The following is a 20,163-nucleotide window of genomic DNA, read 5'->3' as shown; positions in this document are numbered from 1 at the left end:
TCAGCCCCTTCCCCGGTAGGCGTCGAGCACCGAGGTTCCGGTCGCACGCATCTCGCGGGCGCCCGGGGCACCGGGGAGCCCGAGATCCGAGAGCGGGACGACACACGACACCTCGACCTGGACCTCACCCACCGTGCCGAGAGGCAGGGTGAAGGCATCGAGACCGGGCGAGACCGTCGTGGAGGAGCAGGAGATGCCCGAGTTGTTCAGCGTGCTGAGCGCGGTCTGGGACGCCGAGACGTGCGCGGCCGCGGCGGTGCGGCTGATCGAGGCCGACCGTGCCGCCTCGTTCGCCGCGGACTGGACGGCTCCCTGTGCCAGCACCATCCGCCCGGCCATCAGCAGGAGCAAGGCGATGAGCAGGACCATCGGAAAGACGACGGCGGTGTTGATGGCCACGTTGCCGCGCTCGGCGGTCGCACCCCGCACCCGCGGAACGCTTCGCAGGACCGGCCCGGGCCGGGACGCACCGCTCGACCTCATGGGTTCACCGCCGGGGTGAAGCGCTCGACGGGCCCGGTGGCGGTCTGCTCCACGCGGAGTCCTCGGAAGCCGGGAACCAGTGACGGGGCGAGGCCCACCACGGTCGCCGTGGCGACCTCCTCACCACGTTCCACCACGACGTCCACGGACGCGAACACATCACGCCCCCGGTCGAGCCGCGCGGCCGCCTCCGCGTAGCCGTCGGCGACCGTACCTGTTTCGAGACGGGCCGCCTGCACCGCTCCGTTGGCGACGGAACGCGCCACGTTCTGCGCGTGGAAGTAGATCACGCCCTGAACCATGCCGAAAACGAGCAGCAGCACCACGGGGTAGGTGATCACCGTCTGGATGGAGGCGACGCCGCGCTCCCCAGCCGCCGGTGAATCGGCTGGGACACGGTGACGCGTCAGTCGGAACGTGCGCCCATCTGTCACGGACCGCCCTCCTCCAGCCGTGCCATGTAGCGCTCGACGAGTCCCTGGATCGCGATGCCCAGACCGACCGCGATCCCGAGCCCGACCACGGACAGCACGACGACCTCGATCGACTCGAGGCCCGCCTCCTCGGGCAGGCCCTGGCGACGTGCGGCGAGACGGGTGCGCAGCTCGGACCGTCGCTCCGCGAGCCGCACCGAAGCCCGGCTCATCAGCCCGCGCGCTTCGTTCGCGCGCAGATGCGCCCGGACGACAACGCCCGACGCCGCCGCGCCGACTCGTCGGCCCGCCTGGTGCAGTTCAGTGGACATGGCTACTCCTGGGGTGCTCTCGAAATCAACAAATGGGCAAGATCGGGTTCGTGTGACACGTGCGACACGAGTCTTCGCGGAAATTCCGCGGCTGTGAAGTCCCGTGCACGATCTGCCGCCTGCTGTTCGCCTTCGGCGTCATACCCACGCGACGGCGTCCGTCATGGAAGTTGCTCGAACATGGTCACGCCGATCGGGAAGATCAGCATGATGAAGTAGACGAACACCGTCAGCGTGCCCGGCACGGTCATCCGGACGGTCGCGTCGTGAGCGATCTGCTGCTCGACGTCGAGCTGTGCGTCACGCATGGCCGCGGCCTTGGACTGCAGCTGATCGCGGATGGCCGAGCCCTGCGTGCCGGCCAGTTCGACGATGGACGCGACCTCACCCAGGGCGTCGACCTCGACCTCCCTTCCCAGTTCCCGCAGCGCGGTCCACGGCGGCTCACCCTCCCAGCGCCCACGTTCCAGCGCCTCGGCGATCCGGCGGAACGGCCAGGACTCGGCGACCTGTGCCGCCGCGAACGTCGCCTGTGTGGCTCCCGCCCCGGAGATCCGCTCGATCGCCAGCAGTTCCAGATAGGTCGACACCGCCCGGGTGAACTCCTGCCGAGCCTTGCGCGCCTTGCCGCGCGCCTCCAGGTCCGGGAGGAACCACGCACCGGTCGCCAGGACGAGTGCCGCCCCGAACGGCAGGCCGACCGGCAGCCCGAGGTTCAGCATGCTCGCCATCAGCCCGATGAACGGCACACCGACCAGGACGACCACCGCCCCGAGCGCCTTGGCCCCGTAGTGCTCGGTCGCCGTCTTCCCGATGAGATCCAGGTCGGCCGCGCTCGGCCCCGCGCGCGTCAGCAACGGCAACGGCAGCCGGCGCTGCGCCCATGCCCCGAACTGCTGGGTCACCTGTTCAGTGCGGCTCGAGCCGGAGCCGCCGTCGTCCGACAGCTCGATCGACGCGAGTTTGTCCTCGCCGCTCAGGCGGTCGAGTGCCGACTGCAACCCCGGCTGCGTCGGCACGAGCGCACGGATCACGAGCCAGAGCCCGAGACCGGCCACGGCGCCGGCGACAGCGGCCGGCCAGATACCGCCGAGGAACATCATGCGCCTCCTTCGTGCGGGAGGAAGCGCGGGATCGGCTGGCCCATGGAGATGCGCCGCATCCACAGCAGACAGCCGCAGTACGCCGAGAACAACGCGACCGCGACGATCTGTCCGACGGCGGAGTCGTACCCGTCCAGGTATCCCGTCATCGCGGTACCACCGAGCACGACGAGCGTCACCACCGTCACCCAACGGACCGTGGCGCGGCCGGTCGCCCGCTCCGTCTCGATCTCGCGGCGGGCGCGCGCCTGCGCCGACAGGGACTCCGCGAGCTGCTTGAGCGCGGGAGCCACCGCACCCGTGCGGTTGTCGGACTCGAGGATCAGCGCCGAGGCGATCATGTCGGCCGAGTAGTCGTCCATCTCGTCGGCCCATCGGTAGAGCGCGGGCTTGATCGGCTGCCGCGCCTCCAGGCGCGCGACCAGGCGGGCCAGCGCGGGCCGCACCGACGGTGCGGCCGACGACAGCGTCGCCGCGATGCCCTGCTCCAGTCCGACGGCGCCACCACTCAGCACACCGATCAGCGAGCGCACCCATGCGGTCAGGTCGATGAGCTTCTCGACCTCGCTGGACTGCGTCGTGGTGCGGAACAGTGCCGGGAGGCCGACCACCATGACCGGCACGATCACGGTCAGTGACCACCATCCGGTGAAGATCCCGACGACGAACCCGGAACCTGCGCTGACGAGCACCGTTCGACGCTGCGCGTACAGCGGCCCGCCCTCGTCGAGTCCGATCAGACGAAGCAACCCTTCGAACGGCTTCCCCGTGGACGACGGCGGTCGCGGAACCACCTCCCGTCTCAGCAGGCCGACGACGACGAGCCAGGCCCCGACGCCGACCGCGAGACCGGCCACGACCGCGAGAAACGTTGTCATCGGCCGTCTCCCCTCTGCCGCCGTTCCGCGTGGTCCATCACGGTGTGACCCCCCAGAGACCGTCGTGGAAGTTGAGCAGGTTCGGGTCGAAGCCGACCGTCTCCAGATCGGCCAGGAACGACGGCGTGTGTGCGGGGACCGCACGTCCGTCAGGTCCCGGGCGGAACACGTCGGTCACGGCGACCGGGTTCCCTGCCTCGCCCCGGGTGACCTCGATGACCTCCGAGACGTAACGGGTACGGAGCCCGGTCGCCGGATCGATGTCGACCCGCAGGAACACGATGAGATCGATCGACTGGGCCACCTGCCGGTATGCGTAGGTCTCGCTGAGGGTGCTGTCCTGCACCGCCATGCCCACGAGGCGTTCGACGACGTCACGGGCGCCGTCCGCGTGCACGGTGGACAGCGAGCCGTTACCCATCTGCATGGCCTGGAACATCGAGACGATCTCCGGCCCACGGACCTCGCCGACGATGACGCGGGAGATGTTGTGACGCAGGGACTCGTACACGTTGATGTTCGTGTCGATCTCCCCGACCCGACGGCCCGCGGTGTTCATCTCCCCCGAGCCCTCACGCGTGCGGAGCGCGACGACGCGGCGGTGCTTCTCCGGTTCGAGGTGCAGGTAGAGCTCGTAGTCGGTCTCGATGGTGGCGACCGACTCCCACGGCGAGAGGCTCGCGCACAGCGCGCGCAGGAGGGTCGTCTTGCCCGAGCCCTGCCCTTGACCCGAGACGACGATCGACTTGCGCGCGCGCACCGCCGCGGTGAGGAACTGCTCGAGGACGGCGTCCACGGTGCCGGTACCGCGGAGCACCCCGAGGTCCACGGACTGCAGGCGCTGAAGACGGATCGTGACACGCGGTGCCGGCACGACCCAGCCCACCGCCGCCAGTCGTACACGTCCCGGCAGATCCAGGTTGAGGAACGGGTTGGCACGGGTGAACGAGCGTTCGTTCGCCGGATCCCGTGCGGCCAGGAACTGCAGGAAGTCGATCAGCTCGGCGTCCGAGTCGGCGATGGGCTCCGTGTAGACACGCCGGCCGTCACCCATCAGCATCAGCACGGGCTGTGTGCCCGTGATCTCGATGTTCTCCACATCCGGCGTGTCGATCAGCGGCTGCAGGCGGCCGAGCCGGAACAACGCGTCGAACAGCGCGCGAGTGATCTCGACCTGGTACTCCGCCGTCCACGGCCGCTGTCCGCCCGAGAGCATCGCATCGTTGTGGTCCCGGACCACCTGCTGGATGAGCTCCTGGCCGAGGGCCTCGCGCTCCTCCTCGTCGAGCTCGCGAGCCGCCAGGGCGTTGGTGAGGCGCGACGAGACCTCCCCTCGCAGGCTGTTGACCTGCCGCCAGAACTCGGAGTCCCGCACTCCCCCCGGGTTCGAGGCCTCCAGCGTCCGTACCTGGCGCCCACCGGCGACCCACACGTCGGCTCCGCTCCCGGTGACGGACGCCGGGAGTTCGGCGGCGGGCGAGACGTCCGGCCGGGTCGGCGCCGCCGGGCTCGCGGACGACCGGGCGGACTCGTCGCCCGGGCCGTGCGGACGCCGCGATGCCGTTGACCTGGTGCCCGGTTGCGGTACCGGTCGAATGGTCGCCCCCGTCCAGGGCCCGGCGGTGGGACGACGGTCTCCTGGTTGCACGTCGGCCGGCCGGGAGGGCGGTGCCGGCCGACGTCCCGCGGCCACCGCGCCGACCGCTCCGCTCAGACCGGCGGGCGGGGACGACGCGGCCCGTGGCGGCCGCACGTCGTCGTGCTCGGACTCCGTGGAACCTGCCGGCGGCCGGCGATCGGACTCCGGCGACCGGGCCCGCCGGGCCCTGTCGCCGCCGAAGATCGGCAGCTTTTCCAGGTCCTCGCGCCTCCCGTTCATCGCCCCGTACCCCCGATCGCACCGTTGCCCGTCGGAACCCCACGCGCAGGAGCACTGGTGGAGAAGCGCTCGCGGCGAGCAGCGGTGCGTTCCTGGATCGCCGTGATCACCGGGCCGGCACTCCGGACCAGGGGCGACGACCCCCACTTGCGGCCCGTCGGCGAACCGACCGACAGCACCTCGGCGTTCACCGGATCCCATGCGATCGATCCGACCGACCCGAGACCGAGCGTCCTGGCGATCTCCTTGGCGTCGTACGGGCGTCCCGGCCCGATCGTGAGAGCCGCGAGATTCGTCAGGTCACGGGCCGCAGCCTCGATCACCGACGTGCGAGACCTGACGAGTTCACGAGTGACCGCGATATCGGGCAGGCGAGAGCCCGTGGTCAGCACCACCTGGTCGGCGAGGCGTAGCAGCGGCTCACGATCGTCGCGTCCGGCCGGGCCCAGGCGTCCGAGATCGACGAGCACGTCCATGCCACCGCGCTCCAGCGCCACGAGCTGGTTCGCGAGCGCCCCCCAGAGGTTCGCGACCGACGGCGCCTGGTGCGGGGACACGATGCCGGGCAGCAGCTTCTTGTCCGGGTTGTTCTGGACGAGCGCGAGCGTCTGGTCCCACAGGGAGGTCTCGAGCTCGCCGTGGCTGTGCGCGATGGCGAGCTGGCTCAGGCCGCGATCGTGGGCGAGCTGTCCCCGGAAGTACCCGGCGAGGATCGACGCGCCGTCGAGATCTGCTTCCACGAGCAGGACCGGCCGGGGCCACGAGATCGCGAGCACGAGCGCGCTCGTGGTCGTTCCCGGCGAGCCCTTCGCGTTCGCGAGTGCGACGAGGGCCACGGGATCACCCGTTCCCGTCGGTCGGAGCCTCGCTGTTCGCCGCCCCGGAGGCGCCGGCGCCTCCGCTCGGGGCGGTCCCGCCCGCAGGGGAACTCTGGCTCGTCGGGCTGCTCTCTCCGGTCGAGGCGTCGTCGCCGGTCTGTGCCGCGTCGAGGACGAGAGCCACCCGCCCGGTCGCGGCGCGGGCAGCGAGCGCGGCTGCCTGACCGCGCGCCACCTCGACGTCGACCACCTTCTGCTCACCGACGGTCGCGTCCGTCAGAGTGACGATGGTGGCCGGGATCGCGAAGGGCTCCTCGATGGGCGCGTCACCACCGCTCACCGGCGTCTCGATGATCCGCACCTGGTCCCCGGAGGTCAACGTCGTTCCGGCGGGCATCTGGTTCGGGTTCAGGGCGATGCCCACGATGGACCTGCCCTCGCCGGGCTCCAGGGCGGTCGCGTAGCTCTTCTCGGTGAGCAGGGATCCCGCGGGCAGGTCGACGGTCGCCACCTGATCGACGACCTCGTCGAACAGGCTCGCGTCGACCGGCTTCAGCGCCGTGGGACCCATCGGCAGGTCGACCGTGGTGACGTTGCTCGAGCTGATCCTGTCGCCGCGCGCGACCTCGGACGTGACCGCGAGCACCTTGTGCGTCCGGCCGAGCGTGGTGGTCAGGTAGACGGAGGCGAGAATGCCCAGAGCGACCAGAGCCAGGCCGAGCGCGATGACGGCCGGCCTGCGGCGGGCGCGGGTGGGTTTCGCCGGCGCGGGAGACCTGGGGCCTGCGACGCGCGCTTCCTGAGCGGTCGTGGCCGGGGTCGCGGTCCCGCCAGGACCGGTGCGTCTCGCACCGACGCTCGTGTCACTACTCAACTTGCCGTCCCCTCCCGGTCATGTACTCCCGCAGGCAATCCTGATGCACGCGGGCGAACCCGGCAGGTTGAACGGTAGCCGGATCACTCCGGGCAAGGGAAGGTCAACCACGGTTCACATGCTGTGGAGAAGCCTTGGACGTCGAGTAAACCGCGCAACTACGCTGACCTGGGCAAACATGGCCGGCGAGAACTTCACCCGGGCCATCGGGCCCGACGCTGCGAGGTCCGGGTCCGGTGAGGCCCGATATGACACGACATGGGGGGCCGCCGACTGGAGGCGGACGACCCCCCATGCCAAGGGACGGGGCTGGTGTGGAAACCCCCGAGAGTCACGCACCCCCCAGTGGTTCTCCCGATGCCGTTCCACGGCCCTCGTCCTTCCGCCCGTCCGGTGATCCCCCAGACAGACCCCCGGTGCGGACGGCTTCGGCCAGTCGGCGAACCGCTCGGCTCGCGCGCTGACGAAGTGTGGCGTGCGAGATGCCGAGCTCGTCGGCAACCCGCTTCTGGTATGTACCTCTCCCGGCGCCGAGTTCGGCGTACTCGGGCAACTCTGGATCTGGAGCGTAGACCCGCGCGAGGAGAGACGCTTCTTCTCTTGTGATAACGCGGGCGTCGATGCCCCACGCGATCACGTCGAGCACCTCGCCCGTGGGCCCGAGCGACGCGCTGGCCAGCGAATATACCGCTGCAGGACCTTGCTCCTCCGGCTCCGGGCGTTCGAGGTGGGGCAGCACCGTCACGTCGGTGGGGATCTCCTCGACCTGTGGTGCCCGGCTCGCTCGCGTACCCCGCGCGAACGGGGCCTGGTCTCCCACCACCCGGGTGAGCGTGTGGCCCTGCAACCGCATCGCGACCTTGTCGGCACGGGCGAGGTCGTAGTGGCAGATCGCGTCCCACATCGCCGCGGCCGCCTCCTGCTCGAGGTCCTGCACGTCGCTGTAGTGGCGGCGGGAACGCCGCACGATGGAACGCACCGCGGGCAGCATGCACTGCAGCACGGCCCGACCTGCGGCGAAGCTGCCCTCGGCATGCTCGACCAGGAGTGCGTGCAGCACCCGGTCGGCCTCGTCAGAGGTGAACCGCACGGCGCGGCCGTCGGCCAGTCCGGAGAGTTGCGGGAAGCGCCGGCTGAAGCGGTCGATCTCTTCGGCGAAAGATCGGGTCGCGACGAGATCGGCCCAGTCGTGATCGAGCTCGGTCATGAGCGTGCCGGAGGCAGCTGAAGACATGCCTGGCATGGACGTGACTCCTCGGTTGTCCGGGCGGCGCGGTGCCGGAGCGCTGGTCAGCGCCTGTCGCCCAGTGCAGCGGAGGACTGTTGCCCGCTACTGTTGCCCGCAGATTTACACTTGGTGTGATCTGGGTCACATTTGCCTCTTGATCGGCAATCTCCTGGTCACACGAACACCTGGTGACCCATTTGTTCGAGGTGACGAACCCACAGCACGAAGAGCACGAACCCGCACCGGTGACTGGGAGAAGCGAGATGAGCAAAGAACCCGCCCCCGAGCTCCACCACGACGACGTGACCCTGGAGCTCCTGCGTGACACGGCCGAGGTGCACGCCGTCCGCGGGGAGGTCAAGCCGGTCATCGACGCCTTGGTGGCCGCCCTCAAGCAGGACCCGCTCGGCAACGACGACACGGCTCACAGGATCGCCGACGCCCTGGAGAACCCGCGTACCCGCAGCGCCCGGGCCGCCCGGGCCCGGCTGTCCCGGGACCTCTCGAACGGTCTGCCCGACGAGGTGCGCACGCGATGAGTTCGCTCCTGACCGGGCGGCGAGGCAAGAAGCGCGCGGCCTCCCCTTCGGCCCTCCCGGCGCATCCCCAGCGCGCCGTGGAGGACACGGGCACATCGCCGTCGGGCAATCCATGGCAGGTGAACGGCCCGATCACCTCAGGTGCTGACGAGGTACCGCCGTCCGGGGCCACCGCGCCGCCACAGGTGGTGGAGTGGTCGCAAGGACCCGCGCTCGCCTCGAAGGCATGGACCGCCCTGCTCGTGCTGGCGCTGGCCGCCGGCCCTGTCGCGCTCGTGTGGACGGCGCTCCGCCCGGACTCCGCCCCCGTTGTCTCGGGCACGTCCGGCGCGGATCAGACCGCCGCCGCGGCCGCCGCCGAGCGCGCCGTGGAACTGACGGAGACGTGGCTACGAGCGGATCGGGACGATCAGGCCCTGGTGGCCTCGTTGACCGAGGCTTCGGTGGGCACCCTGCCGGCGACAGGGCTGACGATCCGCGACAGCTCGGTGGCGGCCGTGACCGCGGGTGACCCGGCCCCCGGTGGCACGACCTGGATGGTCACGGTCGGCGTGGACGTCGCGGAACCGGCCCCCGGTACGGCCGTCCCGGTCGCCGACGACGAGTCGGGCGAGGCCGACTCCTCCGGCGGCGGAGAGCGTTCGGCGGAGGGCGGCGACAACCCCGAGCCCGTCCTGGTGTGGGTGCGGCGATACTTCCAGGTTCCCGTCACGGTGCAGCGACCGGCGGACGAGGACGAGCCACTCGCGGTGGCCGCGCTCGCACTACCGGCTCCCGTACCGGGGCCGTCGACGGCCGACGCCCCAGGACTCGACTATCCCCGCACGATCGCCATCACGTCGGACGCCGGGGAGTCGGTCGCCGCGTTCCTCGGGGCACTGGTGGCGGGCGAGGGCGAGATCACCCGTTATCTGCGGCCCGGCACGGCGATCCAGCCGGTGACTCCGCCCCCGTACACCGCCGTGTCGGTGATGTCGATCGGCGGGTCGCACGAGATCTCCGACGATCCGTCCGACGGCGAGGGCACGCACGCCCTCGTCACGGCCGAACTGACCCGCCCCGACGGCGAGAAGACCACCGCCCAGTACGTCCTGACGCTCGTCGCGCGGGATGGCCGCTGGGAGGTTTCCGGCCTGGACCAGGCCGTTCGCACCGAGACCCCGGTCGCCGGTTCCGGCGAGTCCGGTACCGAGTAAGAGGAGAGGGAACCATGTTCACAGAGCTCATGACCGCTGCCCCCGAACTGGCCGCGAGCGCCCAGACGGTTCGTGCGGAGGGCTTCCTCGACCTGATCACCGTCAAGTCCGAGGAGGTCAAGGTCGCGATCGAGTCCGTCACCTTTGTGATCGTCATCCTCATGGTCGTCATCACCGCGGTGAAGACGAAGATGTCGATCGCGGCGATCCTCATGTCGGCGATCGTTGGTGGCATCGTCCTCTGGCTGGTCAACGGTGGTATCAACGTCACGAAGGAGCTGACGGACGACGAGTTCAGCATGCCGGCGGTCGTCAGTACGACGACGGTCTAGGTAGAACTCGCGCAGGAGGGGGACGGACGTGGTGGACGAACCGGAGCTGGAGACCGCGAAGTTCTACACCCGGGCTCGGCGTATCCCCATGCTGGTGGGGAAGATGCCGAGCGGGGGACGGATCTGGGGCGGTCCCTACACGATCACGCAGATCGGCGCGGGTGCCCTGGTGGGGTTCGCGCTGTGGAAGACCGCACCCTTGTGGGCTCATCTCGGTGGGTTCATGAACGTTCTCCTCGCGGCGGGAATCGTGGTCGGCACGGTGTGGGCCACCGGCAAGATCCCCAGCACGGGCCGGAATCCCGCCACCTGGTTGATGGACGCACTGAACCTCACCACGAGCCCGGGGCGGCTGTCGGGTGGACGCCTTGCCGTCCCACGGCCGCGCACGATCAACCACCGGGTCATGGTGCTGCTGCCCGAGGGTGACCGTGCGGCGATGCTTGCCCGCACTCGGGGCTGGACAGGCGCGGACCTGGTGCCGGTGGACGATGTCGACCGGCGTGAGGTCGCCACCGGCACCGGTGAGATGCCGCTGCCACCGCTCACCCCGACCGACCTCGTGCATGGTGACGACCGGGACACCGCGTCGCTGACCGGCGTCGGCGAGCTCCTCGCCGGCAAGCTCCGCAGGAAGGACGGCTGATGCTCAGCCACATCTCCGCCCTGACCGACGGTCTCATGTGGACCCGCTCCGGGACCGTGTGGGCCATCTGGCGGGTCTCGCCCATTCCTTACGCCTACCAACCGGACGACAAGAAGCACGCCGCACGGCGGCACCACACCGCGCTCTACCGCGCGCTACGTGGGGAGTCGCTGCACCTGGGGCTGGTCGCGTCGACCGACCCGGTCTCCGTGGTGGAGGCGATGGTCGACGGCGTGGACGTGGCGGAGCACGACGCCTGGGCCGCGGAGTGCAACGCGACGCTCGACTTCCTGGAGCACATCGAGATCGGTCGGCGGGTCTACTGGATCGCCGCGCCGTTGCCGAATCCAGGTGCCAAGGCGGTTCTCGAGCCGCTGCAGGCGAGCTGGTCCGCGCTGAAGGACCAGCTGATGCTGCCGCGCGCGGTGCCGTCCCGGCACGCGATCGGGGAGCGCGCGGCACAGGCGGAGATCCTCCGCAAGGAGATGCCGTCCGCGTTCGATCCGCGGCCGGCGTCGGTGGCGGAGATGGCGTGGATGTTCGGTCATGCCATGCAGCGCGGCCTGGGGCTGGACATGGACGTGCCGGTGCACGGGTCGCTGGACGCGGAGCTGCACCTGACGGGGGCCTCGGTGCTGCCCGGGGCGCTGATCGATCCTGCCGGTCAGACGGATGCCGGCAAGCGGCTGAGCCCCATGCAGATTCTCAAGCGCCCGTACATCAAGGTCATCGATCCGGAGAACGCGGGCCGTGCGTCGTACCAGTCGACATTGGTGGTGAGCGACACGCCGTCCGGCGGCATCGTGTACCCGGGCTGCGAGTGGATCGGGCGCGTGGACGAGTCGAGCGTTCCGTGCGACTGGGCGATCCGGATGACCGTGCGGTCCCGCGAGGAGGTGACGGGCCGCAACCGGCGCGCCGTCCGGACGCTGAACGACCAGTTCGACCAGCGGTCCGAGGAGGAACGCGCCGGTTCGTCGCTGGACAGCACGGCCCGCGCGCTCGGTGAGTACCAGGCGGTGATGGATGCCGACGAACTCGAGGTCGAGGTCGACGCCACCACCATGTTCACCGTCTCGGGCCCGGACCCGGAGCAGGTGCTCGACGACGCCCGCGACCTGACCAAGTACTTCGCGGCCATGCAGTTCAAGCTCCGCAACGATCCCACCGTGCAGCCGGCCCTGTTCGACGCCACCCTGCCCGGGATGCCCACACCGCGCGCCGTGCGCGAGTACTCGCAGATCACCACCGCGCGCTCGTTCGCGGCGGCGGTTCCGTTCGCGACCACGGATCTCGGCGACAGTTCCGGCTCATTGTTCGCGCTGGAGATCAGCAACGGCGCCTCACGGCCGAACCCTGTCTTCGTCAATCTGGGCGACGCCTCGGACAAGTTGGATGTCGCCCTGGCGATGGGGTTCGTCGGCGAGCTCGGCAGCGGCAAGTCCGTCGGGCTCAAGACGGTGGCGCTCGACAACATCGACCGGGGAGCCACCCTGATCGCCGTGGACCACACGGACATGGGTGAATGGGGGGTCGCCGTCTCGGAGGTCGCCGGGTCGCAGGTCGTGGAGATCGCGGACGACGCCACCCTGTCCATCGACCCCCTGCGCTGTCTGCCCTCGGCGACCGCGCCCCGGGTCACGCGTTCGTTCCTCACCGTCCTGCTCAGCGTGCAGACCAAGTCCGAGCAGAACGTCCTGCTGTCGAAGGTGCTGCAGCCGAGCTACATGGAACGTCACCGGATCAGTTCGCTCGGCTCGCTCGCGCGGCACCTCGAGAGCGAGTGCGATCTCGCAGGTGCGCGGACGCTGGCCGACGAGATGCGGATCTTCTCCGAACTCGACTTCGGGAGGGCGGTCTTCGACGACCGCCTGCCCGCCATCGATCTCGACTCCCCCGCCATCGTGATGCACACCAATCGCCTGCAGCTGCCCTCCAAGGCGGACATGGAGCACAGCCACCTGTTCGCGGAGCTGAAGGCGGAGAAGGTCTTCGGACGCGCCGTGTTCGCTCTGATCGCGGCGCTCGCCCGGCACCGCTGCTTCAAGGACCGCACGCGGCTCGACATCTTCGCCGCGGACGAGGCGCACAAGACGATGTCGTCCCCGGAGGCTGCCGAGGAGATCGGGATGTTCATCCGCGACGGGCGCAAGCACAAGGCGGCCCTGCTGCTGGGCAGCCACGACGCCGAGGAGGACTTCGGCAACGAGGTGGTGCGGGGCCTCATCCCGTTCCGGGTGCTGCTCCGCCATCGCGACGAGAACCTCGCGCGCCGCGGCCTGCGGTGGTTGCACGGGCTTCCCTCTGACGCCCCGGTGGACCCTCAGCTGGTCAAGTTGGTCACCGAGGGCACCGCCCCTGTCATGGACGCGGCGGTCGGCGTGCCCGAGGAGCGCCGGGGTGAGTGCCTCGTGCGCGACTTCCAGGCACGCTACGGCCGCGCCAAGGTGATGGCGCCGCTCGTGGCGAACCGCGCCGCGACCGTCAAGACGACACCCACCAGTTCCACCGGGTCGGTGATCCACTCATGACTCTTGCGCCCGCTGCCGCCCTCCACGGGTTCGGCCCGCCCACGACGGGCGGCGTCGGTTCCGCCCTTCGCGCCGCCGAGGAGGCCGACGACGCCGGATCGGCCGGTATCGCCGGCCTCCGGCTCGAGGACACGAGCGGCGTCTCCACCGATCGCTTCGTCCTGCAGTGGGACACCGGATCCGCATGGAATCCGATGAACGTGGACTCCGAGATTTTCTCCACCCTCGCCGGCATGTTCTGGTCGTGGTACCGCGACATCGTCGCCGTCCAGATCTGGGTGCTCGACTGGGTGCTCGGCATGGACTGGCTGGGCTACGTGCTGTCGCCGCTGGCCGGTCTGAGTCTCATCGTGCAGTCGATGATCTCGCAGATCGGGCTGCTCAGCCTGACCCTCATCATTCTGGCGTTCGTGGTGGGGTTCTGGCTGCTCAAGGGCCGGTACGCAGGCGGCTTCATGGAGTTGATCATCGGTTGCGTCATCGCGGCCCTCGCGACCGGCTTCCTCGCGAACCCGATGGGCACCATCGGGAGCGAGAGCGGCATCATCATGCAGTCTCGCGACGCCGGTATGGACATCGCCACCGGGTTCGCGACCGAGGGCGCCTCCTTCGAGCGCGACGCCACCGTGATCCGGGACGGTCTCAAGGGCCAGCTCGTCGACACCCTCATCCGGACACCGCACCAGATCATCAACTACGGCTCGATGATCGACGACACCCGCTGCGAAGGCACCTACACCGACGCGGTCGGGACGGACGACGCGGTCGAACGCATCGGTGACTGCGACGACAGCTACGCCGAGGCCGCGAAGCAGATCGACGCCCCGAAGGTGGTCTCCACCCTGAGCCTGTTGAGCACCGGATTCGTGTTCCTGCTCCTGAGCGTGGTGATCGTGGGGGGAACGCTCTTCGCCGTCGTCCTGCTGGGCTGGTCCGCGATCAAGCTGCTGTGGCAGCTGCCGGTCGGTGTGGTGTCGAGCGGTACCCGGGCGCAGTTGTTCCGGACGTTTGCGAGCATCGGGCTGGGGTGCATCCTCGTGGCGATGGCGACGATGTTCCTCGTCGCATGGATGCAGATGCTTCTCGGCTTCTACGACGCCACCGACGGCATGCCGTTCCTGGTCCGGCTGTACCTGTTCAACACCCTTGTCGTGGCGGGTGCGGTGTTCTACGTGCTCATGGGTACGAGCGTGCGCGCCGGGCTGAGGAACCTCGCGGACAAGCTCGCCGCAGCGGGCGTGCCCTCACAAGTGGGTGAGCCACAGGCGATGCCCTGGGCCAATCACGCCAAGTGGACCGAGCGCTACAACAAGGCGAAGGACTGGGCCGGCGTCGGCCTCGGTCCCGCCCCGGCGGCCGGCTCCGATGCCGCGGGTTCGAGCGGCGGGTCCGGGGCCGCGGGGGCTGACGGCGCAGCGCCCGCCGCGGCAGGTCCCGCGGGAATGGACCTGACCGCCAAGGGAGCCGGTGCTGCGGCGGCAGGAGCCGCGGCGGGGGCAGCCGCCGGGGCCTCGGCGACCCGGGGCGGCGACGACGCACCCGCCGGCGGGGACGACGCCCGCGAGCCCGCACCGACGGGCGGTCGCGCCGCGGGCGAATGGTCGGAGGCCGCGAACACCCTGCGCGAGCAGGATCGCGACCAGGTGCCGGCCGTCGTCGGCGCACAGGAACCTGGTTCCGACGCCAACGCGCACGACAAGCGCACGGACCAGACGCCACCACGTACCGAGTCCGAGAAACTGCGGGACCGCATGGCGAACGCGTCGCGTGCGGTGACGCGCACCGGCCTGCAGATGGGCGCGGCCGCCGCGACCGGGGGCTCGTCCGCCGCCGCGGTCGGCGGGTCACGTGCGCTCGGCTTCGTCCGGCGTGCCAGGAAGGTGAGCAGCGCGGTCCGCGGCGGCGCGCGTGCCATGTCCAACTACTACCAGCGCCGGGCAGATCTCGAGCGGCGACTGGGCGGGCGCGGTGCGCGGCAGGCTCGGTCAGCTCCGCCCGGTGTCGTGTCCTACCCGAGCTCGCGTGATCTGAGAGATCTGGGCCGCTGATGCGCCGCGTGATCATCGTCGTGGCGACCGTCGTCGTTCTCGTGGTGGCGGCATGGATCGGCTGGCCCAGGGAGGACGGTCCCGGTGGGAACGGCGCGGTCCAGGCCGGATCCGCCGCCGGGCAGGACGGCCCTGCCCGCGACGACGGGACGACGACCGACGACACCGGCGCGGCACCCGACACGGTGACCGACGAGGTCGATCCCGGTGACCCCGCGCTCGAGGTCGTCGAGGAGCCGGAGTTCGACAGCGAGAGCAAGCCGGCGGAGCAGGTCGCGGCAACCTGGGACGACGGCGTCCGGGCTGCAGCTCGCGCCGCCGCGTCCGCCGCTGTGACGGCGTTCTCCGACGTCGACCAGCCCACCGCCGCGTGGTGGAAGAAGCTGTCACCGCTTCTCACGCCGCAGGCGCGAGTCGTCTACGAGGACGTCGACCCGCGGAACGTCCCGGTGCGTCAGGTGACCGGCCCCGCGTCGGTCGTCGACGAGTCCTCGACGCTTCTCACCGAGGTCACGGTCCCGACCGATGTCGGGGACTACACCGTCATGCTCGTCCGGGCCGACGGCGCCTCACCCTGGCTGGCCGAGCAGATCAGGCCGCCGTCGTGAGCGGGTCGCAGCTGGCGAGGCAGGGCGGCAGGATCGCGGCGAAGGCACTGGGCAGGGCGGCGCGGCGAGCGACCGCCAGGGGACGTGACCCGAGGAAGGACGACCACACGAAGCGGGCGTTGCTCGTGCTCGCCGTCCTGGGGGTCGCGACCCTCGCGCTGCCGGCCGCGCTGGTCGGCATGGTGGTCCTGGTGGCGGGGATGGTCGGGGGGCAGCAGAGCATGGGCGGCGCCGCCGGTTGCGGGATGACCGGTTCGGTCGTGGTGGCCGCGGGTGAGGGGGCTCAGCGCGCCGCCAACGGGTTCACCGCGGAGCAGCTCCAGAACGCGACGGTGATTCTCCAGGTGGGCGCAGAGCGTGGCGTCCCCGCGAAGGCACAGGCGATCGCCGTGATGACGGCTCTCGGCGAATCGGGGATGCGGAATCTGACCTACGGTGACGACCGCTTCGGCGTCCGCAACCCCGACGGGACGCTGACCTCGTCGATCGGGATGTTCCAGGAGCAGAAGTGGTTCGGCACGGTCGAGGAGAGGCTCGACCCGGTGGCGTCGTCAGGGCGCTTCTACGACCGGTTGCTCGCGGTGGAGGGCTGGCAGGCGATGGAGCCGACGATCGCCGCCCACAAGGCACAACGGAACGCCGACCCCTACCACTACGCGAGCTACTGGGACCGCGCGCTGCAGGTGATGCGCCTCGTCAGCGGGGCGGAGGAGCAGGACCTGGAGGCGTTGTCCGCGTCGATCCAGGGTGCGTCGCCCGCGGCTCCCTGCCTGAGCGGGTCGATCGGTCAGGCGGCGGTCAGCGCCGGTGGGTGGGCGAACCCGGCGGTCGGTGTCAAGGCGTCCGGTTACGGGCCCCGCAGTACCGGCATCGCGGGTGCCTCGCGGTTTCACCAGGGACAGGACATCGCGGCAGCCTGCGGTACGCCGGTGTACGCCGCTGCTGCAGGCCGGGTGGTGATCTCCGGAGGGACCGGCTGGGGAACGGGAAACACGATCCGGATCGAGCACGGCCTGGGCCTGGACACCACGTACGGGCACCTTCTGACGGGGACGAACATCGTGTCGGTGGGGGACGTCGTCGAGGCGGGCCAGCAGATCGCGTCGATGGGCGGGGACTCGCGTGTCGACCCGGCCGGTGCAGGGACGTCGTCCGGTTGCCATCTCCACTTCGAGGTGCGGATGAACGCGCGTGCCGTGGACCCCGAGCCGTTCATGGCCCAGCAGGGCGTGACTCTGGGAACGGCCGCGCCGGCGCAGGTGCCGGAACCGATGGATCCCGGCGAAGAGGCTGCCGACCCGGCCCAGGCGGCCCCCTGACGGCAGCACCGTCCCAGGCCGGCCACGCCGCCGGATCGCGCGACCGTCCGTCGACGGCGCGGACTCCCCCTCCCGCAGGAACCGATGAGTTCTGCTCCTGGCAGACGTCTCCATAAACAGGTCGCTTTCGTGGGAGGGAATACCCGACCATGGACGTGCGTCGTACTGGCGTAGGTCGTGCGCAAAGGTGCTCGCGGTCTCGGCCCCCACACTGCTCCGGAGAGGGACCCCGACATGAGTGCACGAACCGATACGATCGACGACAGTCCATCCGCTGTACCCGAGGGCGTGGGGACCTTGGACAGACCTGACCACATCGCACCGGCCGAGGCCGACGCCCCGATCAGGCTGACACCGGAGCACTTCCGCGTCATCGCACTGCTCATGGTGTCCGCCTTCACCGTCATCCTCAACGAGACCACGATGACGATCGCGCTCCCCGCGATCATGACGGATCTGACCATCACCGAGACCACCGGCCAATGGCTCACCACGGCATTCATGCTGACCATGGCTGTGGTGATCCCGACCACCGGTTATCTGATCAACCGACTCGGCACACGCAACGCCTACATGCTGGCGATGTCGATCTTCACCGCGGGAACCCTGCTGGGCGCGTTGGCGCCCACCTTCGCGGTCCTCGTGAGCGCGCGGGTGGTGCAGGCAATGGGCACCGGAATCATGATGCCCCTGCTCATGACCACGATCATGACGATCGTGCCACCGCAGATCCGCGGCAAGGTCATGGGCAACATCACGCTCGTCATCGCTCTGGCTCCCGCCCTGGGCCCGTTCATGTCGGGTGTGGTCGTCGATCTCGCCGGATGGCGCGCGGTGTTCGCCGTCGTCACACCTGTCAGCGCTCTCGCGCTGACCGCCGGGATCCTGTGGGTGCGTGATGTCGGGGAGAAGGAGCGCCAGCCGATCGACCCGCTGTCGATCCTGCTCTCGCTGCTCGCCTTCGGCGGTGTCGTCTGGGGTCTCTCGCAGCTCGGCGAGTCGGCGGACGAGGCGTCGGTCATGAGCCCCTACGTGCCTCTGGGCGTCGGCGTGGTGGCGCTGGGCGCGTTCGTCTGGCGTCAGCTGGCCCGTCAGCGCACCGACTCGGCCTTGCTCGATCTGCGCACGTTCCGCTCGGGGAACTTCCGGCTCGCGGTGGGGATCATGGCGATCGCCATGATCGCGATGTTCGGTTCCATGATCCTTCTGCCGCTGATCCTGCAGAACGCGATGGGCTACTCACCCACGCTGGCGGGGTTCGTCGTCCTCCCGGGTGGTCTGGCGATGGGGCTCCTCGGCCCGGTCGTGGGCCGCCTGTACGACAAGCGCGGTCCGCGTCCCCTCATGATCCCGGGACTCGCAGGGGTGACTCTCGCGGTGGTTCTGCTCGCGACCATCAACACGGGAACACCGCTGTGGCAGGTCGTCCTGGCGCAGTTCGTGCTCATGGTGGGCCTCAGCTTCACGTTCACGCCGCTCTTCAGCTCCGCGATGGGGGATCTGGAGATGCACCTGTACTCGCACGGGTCCGCGACCATCAACACCGTGCAGCAGGTCGCCGGTGCCGCGGGTACCGCGCTCTTCGTCGCGCTCATGACGATCCGCTCGACCAGACTCGAGGAAAGCGGGGCTTCCGAGGCCGAGGCGCTCACCGGAGGGGCGCGGCTGGCATTCATGGTGGGCGCCATCGTCGTTGCCACGGCCATCCTCCTGGCGGCTCGCATCAAGCGGGTCGAGGGCGGCCCGGTTCACTGATGTAGGGACCGAGTTGCCGTCTCCGGGCGGTGGCCTCGGTCTGCCATCCCTTCCTGCTGACGCGACCAGTGCGGCGCGGTGCCTGCCTTCCGCAGGCGCCGCGCCGCACTTCTTCGCGCACCTGCTACCGGAGGTTCGAGCACCTGGCACGGCAGGCTAGGCGGGAGATCGTCGTCGCGCCTACACTTCCCCCATGGCCGAGGTTCGGGTGTTTGCCGGCACCGCGGGTCAGCGCTTCGCTCAGAAGATGTGTGCTGACCTCGGCGTGCCCTTGAGCCCTGTGGAGATCAGCCGCTTCGCCAACGACTGCCTCCAGGCGCAGCTCATGGAGAACTGCCGCGAGCGAGACGTCTATCTCGTGCAGCCCATCATCACTCCGACCCAGGAGAACCTGATGGAGCTGCTGCTGATGATCGACGCCGCGAAGGGAGCCTCGGCGCAGCGCATCACGGCGGTCATGCCGCACTTCGCCTACGCACGGTCCGACAAGAAGGACGCGCCGCGCATCTCCATCGGTGGCCGGCTCGTCGCCGATCTGCTGGAGACGGCGGGCGCCGGGCGCATCCTCACCATGACGCTGCACGCGCCGCAGGTACACGCGTTCTTCCGTGTCCCCACCGATCAGCTCAACGCGCTGCGAGAGCTCGCCTCGCACTTCTCGTCGAACGACCTGTCGAAGACGACCGTCGTCTCACCGGATCTCGGCAACGCGAAGCCGGCGAGCGCGTTCGCGAAGATGCTCGGCGTGCCGGTCGCGGCGGCGGCGAAGGAGCGCTTCAACGACAACCGCGTCGAGATCACCTCGCTGATCGGCGACGTGGGCGGCCGCGACATCATCGTGCTCGACGACGAGGTCGCGGGAGGCACCACCATTTCCGCACTCCTCGACCTGCTCCGTGAGCACGGTGCCCGCTCGGTGCGTATCGCGTGCACGCACGGCATCTTCGCCGGAGACTCGCTCTATCGGATCGCGGCCGACCGGGACGTCGTCGAGATCGTCACCACGGACACGGTTCCGTCCACCGAGCTCGTCGCTCACGACAAGCTGACGGTCATCAGTGTCGCGTCGGCCTTCGCCGAGGCAGTGCGCCGCATCCACTCCGGCGAGTCGGTCAGCGCGCTCTTCGATCCCACGCACGTCTGACCCACGCATGTCTCGACCCGCGCGCTCCACGCCCGCC

19 protein-coding genes are annotated in these 20,163 nt (G+C 69.9%); 10 read left to right on the top strand and 9 right to left on the bottom strand.

What is annotated here, in order from left to right; all coding sequences use genetic code 11:
- The 9 genes from J0911_RS04455 to J0911_RS04415 form a co-directional block, all read right to left on the bottom strand.
- On the bottom strand, positions 1 to 483 hold the full coding sequence (locus tag J0911_RS04455) for a TadE/TadG family type IV pilus assembly protein (protein WP_207274255.1): 483 nt from the start codon (positions 481 to 483) through the stop codon (positions 1 to 3).
- Positions 480 to 917 carry a TadE family protein gene (locus tag J0911_RS04450; protein ID WP_307864909.1) on the bottom strand — a complete coding sequence of 146 codons (438 nt, stop codon included), beginning with the start codon at positions 915 to 917 and terminating at the stop codon, positions 480 to 482. Before J0911_RS04450 ends, J0911_RS04455 begins: the two co-directional genes overlap by 4 nt.
- Positions 914 to 1,228, bottom strand: coding sequence for a hypothetical protein (locus tag J0911_RS04445; protein ID WP_207274253.1), 315 nt, complete (start codon positions 1,226 to 1,228; stop codon positions 914 to 916). Before J0911_RS04445 ends, J0911_RS04450 begins: the two co-directional genes overlap by 4 nt.
- Before the next feature lie 161 nt (positions 1,229 to 1,389).
- Positions 1,390 to 2,331, bottom strand: coding sequence for a type II secretion system F family protein (locus tag J0911_RS04440; RefSeq protein ID WP_207274252.1), 942 nt, complete (start codon positions 2,329 to 2,331; stop codon positions 1,390 to 1,392).
- Positions 2,328 to 3,209 (bottom strand): type II secretion system F family protein, encoded by an 882-nt coding sequence (locus tag J0911_RS04435; protein WP_207274251.1) that lies wholly within the window; start codon positions 3,207 to 3,209, stop codon positions 2,328 to 2,330. Before J0911_RS04435 ends, J0911_RS04440 begins: the two co-directional genes overlap by 4 nt.
- A 37-nt stretch (positions 3,210 to 3,246) precedes the next feature.
- Complete coding sequence (locus J0911_RS04430; RefSeq protein WP_207274250.1) at positions 3,247 to 4,641, bottom strand: TadA family conjugal transfer-associated ATPase; 1,395 nt, start codon at positions 4,639 to 4,641, stop codon at positions 3,247 to 3,249.
- A 443-nt stretch (positions 4,642 to 5,084) separates the two neighbouring features.
- Positions 5,085 to 5,924 carry a CpaE/TadZ family protein gene (locus J0911_RS04425; protein ID WP_207274249.1) on the bottom strand — a complete coding sequence of 280 codons (840 nt, stop codon included), beginning with the start codon at positions 5,922 to 5,924 and terminating at the stop codon, positions 5,085 to 5,087.
- Positions 5,925 to 5,928: 4 nt separating this feature from the next.
- The gene (locus tag J0911_RS04420; RefSeq protein ID WP_207274248.1) at positions 5,929 to 6,780 is read right to left on the bottom strand and encodes an SAF domain-containing protein; all 852 of its coding nucleotides are present in this window, start codon (positions 6,778 to 6,780) and stop codon (positions 5,929 to 5,931) included.
- Positions 6,781 to 7,111: 331 nt separating this feature from the next.
- On the bottom strand, positions 7,112 to 8,014 hold the full coding sequence (locus tag J0911_RS04415; RefSeq protein ID WP_207274247.1) for a sigma factor: 903 nt from the start codon (positions 8,012 to 8,014) through the stop codon (positions 7,112 to 7,114).
- Positions 8,015 to 8,271: 257 nt separating this feature from the next.
- On the opposite strand from J0911_RS04415, the gene J0911_RS04410 reads away from it, so the two are divergent.
- The 10 genes from J0911_RS04410 (at position 8,272) to J0911_RS04365 (ending at position 20,126) form a co-directional block, all read left to right on the top strand.
- Positions 8,272 to 8,547, top strand: a complete 276-nt coding sequence (locus J0911_RS04410) for a hypothetical protein (protein WP_207274246.1) — start codon at positions 8,272 to 8,274, stop codon at positions 8,545 to 8,547.
- The gene (locus J0911_RS04405; protein WP_207274245.1) at positions 8,544 to 9,743 is read left to right on the top strand and encodes a conjugal transfer protein; all 1,200 of its coding nucleotides are present in this window, start codon (positions 8,544 to 8,546) and stop codon (positions 9,741 to 9,743) included. Before J0911_RS04410 ends, J0911_RS04405 begins: the two co-directional genes overlap by 4 nt.
- Before the next feature lie 14 nt (positions 9,744 to 9,757).
- Positions 9,758 to 10,075 carry a hypothetical protein gene (locus tag J0911_RS04400; protein WP_207274244.1) on the top strand — a complete coding sequence of 106 codons (318 nt, stop codon included), beginning with the start codon at positions 9,758 to 9,760 and terminating at the stop codon, positions 10,073 to 10,075.
- A gap of 28 nt (positions 10,076 to 10,103) precedes the next feature.
- Positions 10,104 to 10,721, top strand: coding sequence for a hypothetical protein (locus J0911_RS04395; protein ID WP_207274243.1), 618 nt, complete (start codon positions 10,104 to 10,106; stop codon positions 10,719 to 10,721).
- Positions 10,721 to 13,252, top strand: coding sequence for an ATP-binding protein (locus tag J0911_RS04390; RefSeq protein WP_207274242.1), 2,532 nt, complete (start codon positions 10,721 to 10,723; stop codon positions 13,250 to 13,252). Before J0911_RS04395 ends, J0911_RS04390 begins: the two co-directional genes overlap by 1 nt.
- Positions 13,249 to 15,300 carry a hypothetical protein gene (locus tag J0911_RS04385; protein ID WP_207274241.1) on the top strand — a complete coding sequence of 684 codons (2,052 nt, stop codon included), beginning with the start codon at positions 13,249 to 13,251 and terminating at the stop codon, positions 15,298 to 15,300. Before J0911_RS04390 ends, J0911_RS04385 begins: the two co-directional genes overlap by 4 nt.
- An 8-nt stretch (positions 15,301 to 15,308) precedes the next feature.
- Positions 15,309 to 15,908, top strand: coding sequence for a hypothetical protein (locus J0911_RS04380; protein ID WP_207274240.1), 600 nt, complete (start codon positions 15,309 to 15,311; stop codon positions 15,906 to 15,908).
- The gene (locus tag J0911_RS20980; protein WP_207274239.1) at positions 15,905 to 17,227 is read left to right on the top strand and encodes a M23 family metallopeptidase; all 1,323 of its coding nucleotides are present in this window, start codon (positions 15,905 to 15,907) and stop codon (positions 17,225 to 17,227) included. The genes J0911_RS04380 and J0911_RS20980 overlap by 4 nt, the downstream gene beginning before the upstream one ends.
- A 288-nt stretch (positions 17,228 to 17,515) precedes the next feature.
- A complete protein-coding gene (locus J0911_RS04370) occupies positions 17,516 to 18,982 on the top strand; it encodes an MDR family MFS transporter (protein WP_372434826.1) in 1,467 nt (488 codons plus the stop codon).
- 193 nt (positions 18,983 to 19,175) lie between these two features.
- On the top strand, positions 19,176 to 20,126 hold the full coding sequence (locus tag J0911_RS04365; RefSeq protein WP_207274237.1) for a ribose-phosphate diphosphokinase: 951 nt from the start codon (positions 19,176 to 19,178) through the stop codon (positions 20,124 to 20,126).
- The last annotated feature ends 37 nt before the right edge of the window (positions 20,127 to 20,163 follow it).

Origin of the sequence: Myceligenerans salitolerans (genome assembly GCF_017349295.1) — a bacterium.
GTDB lineage: Bacteria > Actinomycetota > Actinomycetes > Actinomycetales > Cellulomonadaceae > Myceligenerans > Myceligenerans salitolerans.
This window is presented reverse-complemented; position numbering and strand designations above follow the sequence as displayed.

Bases quoted from the DNA above. Each gene is read 5' to 3' on its own strand.
- J0911_RS04455 (WP_207274255.1), bottom strand. From the start codon at position 483: ATGAGGTCGAGCGGTGCGTCCCGGCCCGGGCCGGTCCTGCGAAGCGTT.
- J0911_RS04445 (WP_207274253.1), bottom strand. From the start codon at position 1,228: ATGTCCACTGAACTGCACCAGGCGGGCCGACGAGTCGGCGCGGCGGCG.
- J0911_RS04440 (WP_207274252.1), bottom strand. From the start codon at position 2,331: ATGATGTTCCTCGGCGGTATCTGGCCGGCCGCTGTCGCCGGCGCCGTG.
- J0911_RS04435 (WP_207274251.1), bottom strand. From the start codon at position 3,209: ATGACAACGTTTCTCGCGGTCGTGGCCGGTCTCGCGGTCGGCGTCGGG.
- J0911_RS04415 (WP_207274247.1), bottom strand. From the start codon at position 8,014: ATGTCTTCAGCTGCCTCCGGCACGCTCATGACCGAGCTCGATCACGAC.
- J0911_RS04410 (WP_207274246.1), top strand. From the start codon at position 8,272: ATGAGCAAAGAACCCGCCCCCGAGCTCCACCACGACGACGTGACCCTG.
- J0911_RS04405 (WP_207274245.1), top strand. From the start codon at position 8,544: ATGAGTTCGCTCCTGACCGGGCGGCGAGGCAAGAAGCGCGCGGCCTCC.
- J0911_RS04400 (WP_207274244.1), top strand. From the start codon at position 9,758: ATGTTCACAGAGCTCATGACCGCTGCCCCCGAACTGGCCGCGAGCGCC.
- J0911_RS04390 (WP_207274242.1), top strand. From the start codon at position 10,721: ATGCTCAGCCACATCTCCGCCCTGACCGACGGTCTCATGTGGACCCGC.
- J0911_RS04385 (WP_207274241.1), top strand. From the start codon at position 13,249: ATGACTCTTGCGCCCGCTGCCGCCCTCCACGGGTTCGGCCCGCCCACG.
- J0911_RS04365 (WP_207274237.1), top strand. From the start codon at position 19,176: ATGGCCGAGGTTCGGGTGTTTGCCGGCACCGCGGGTCAGCGCTTCGCT.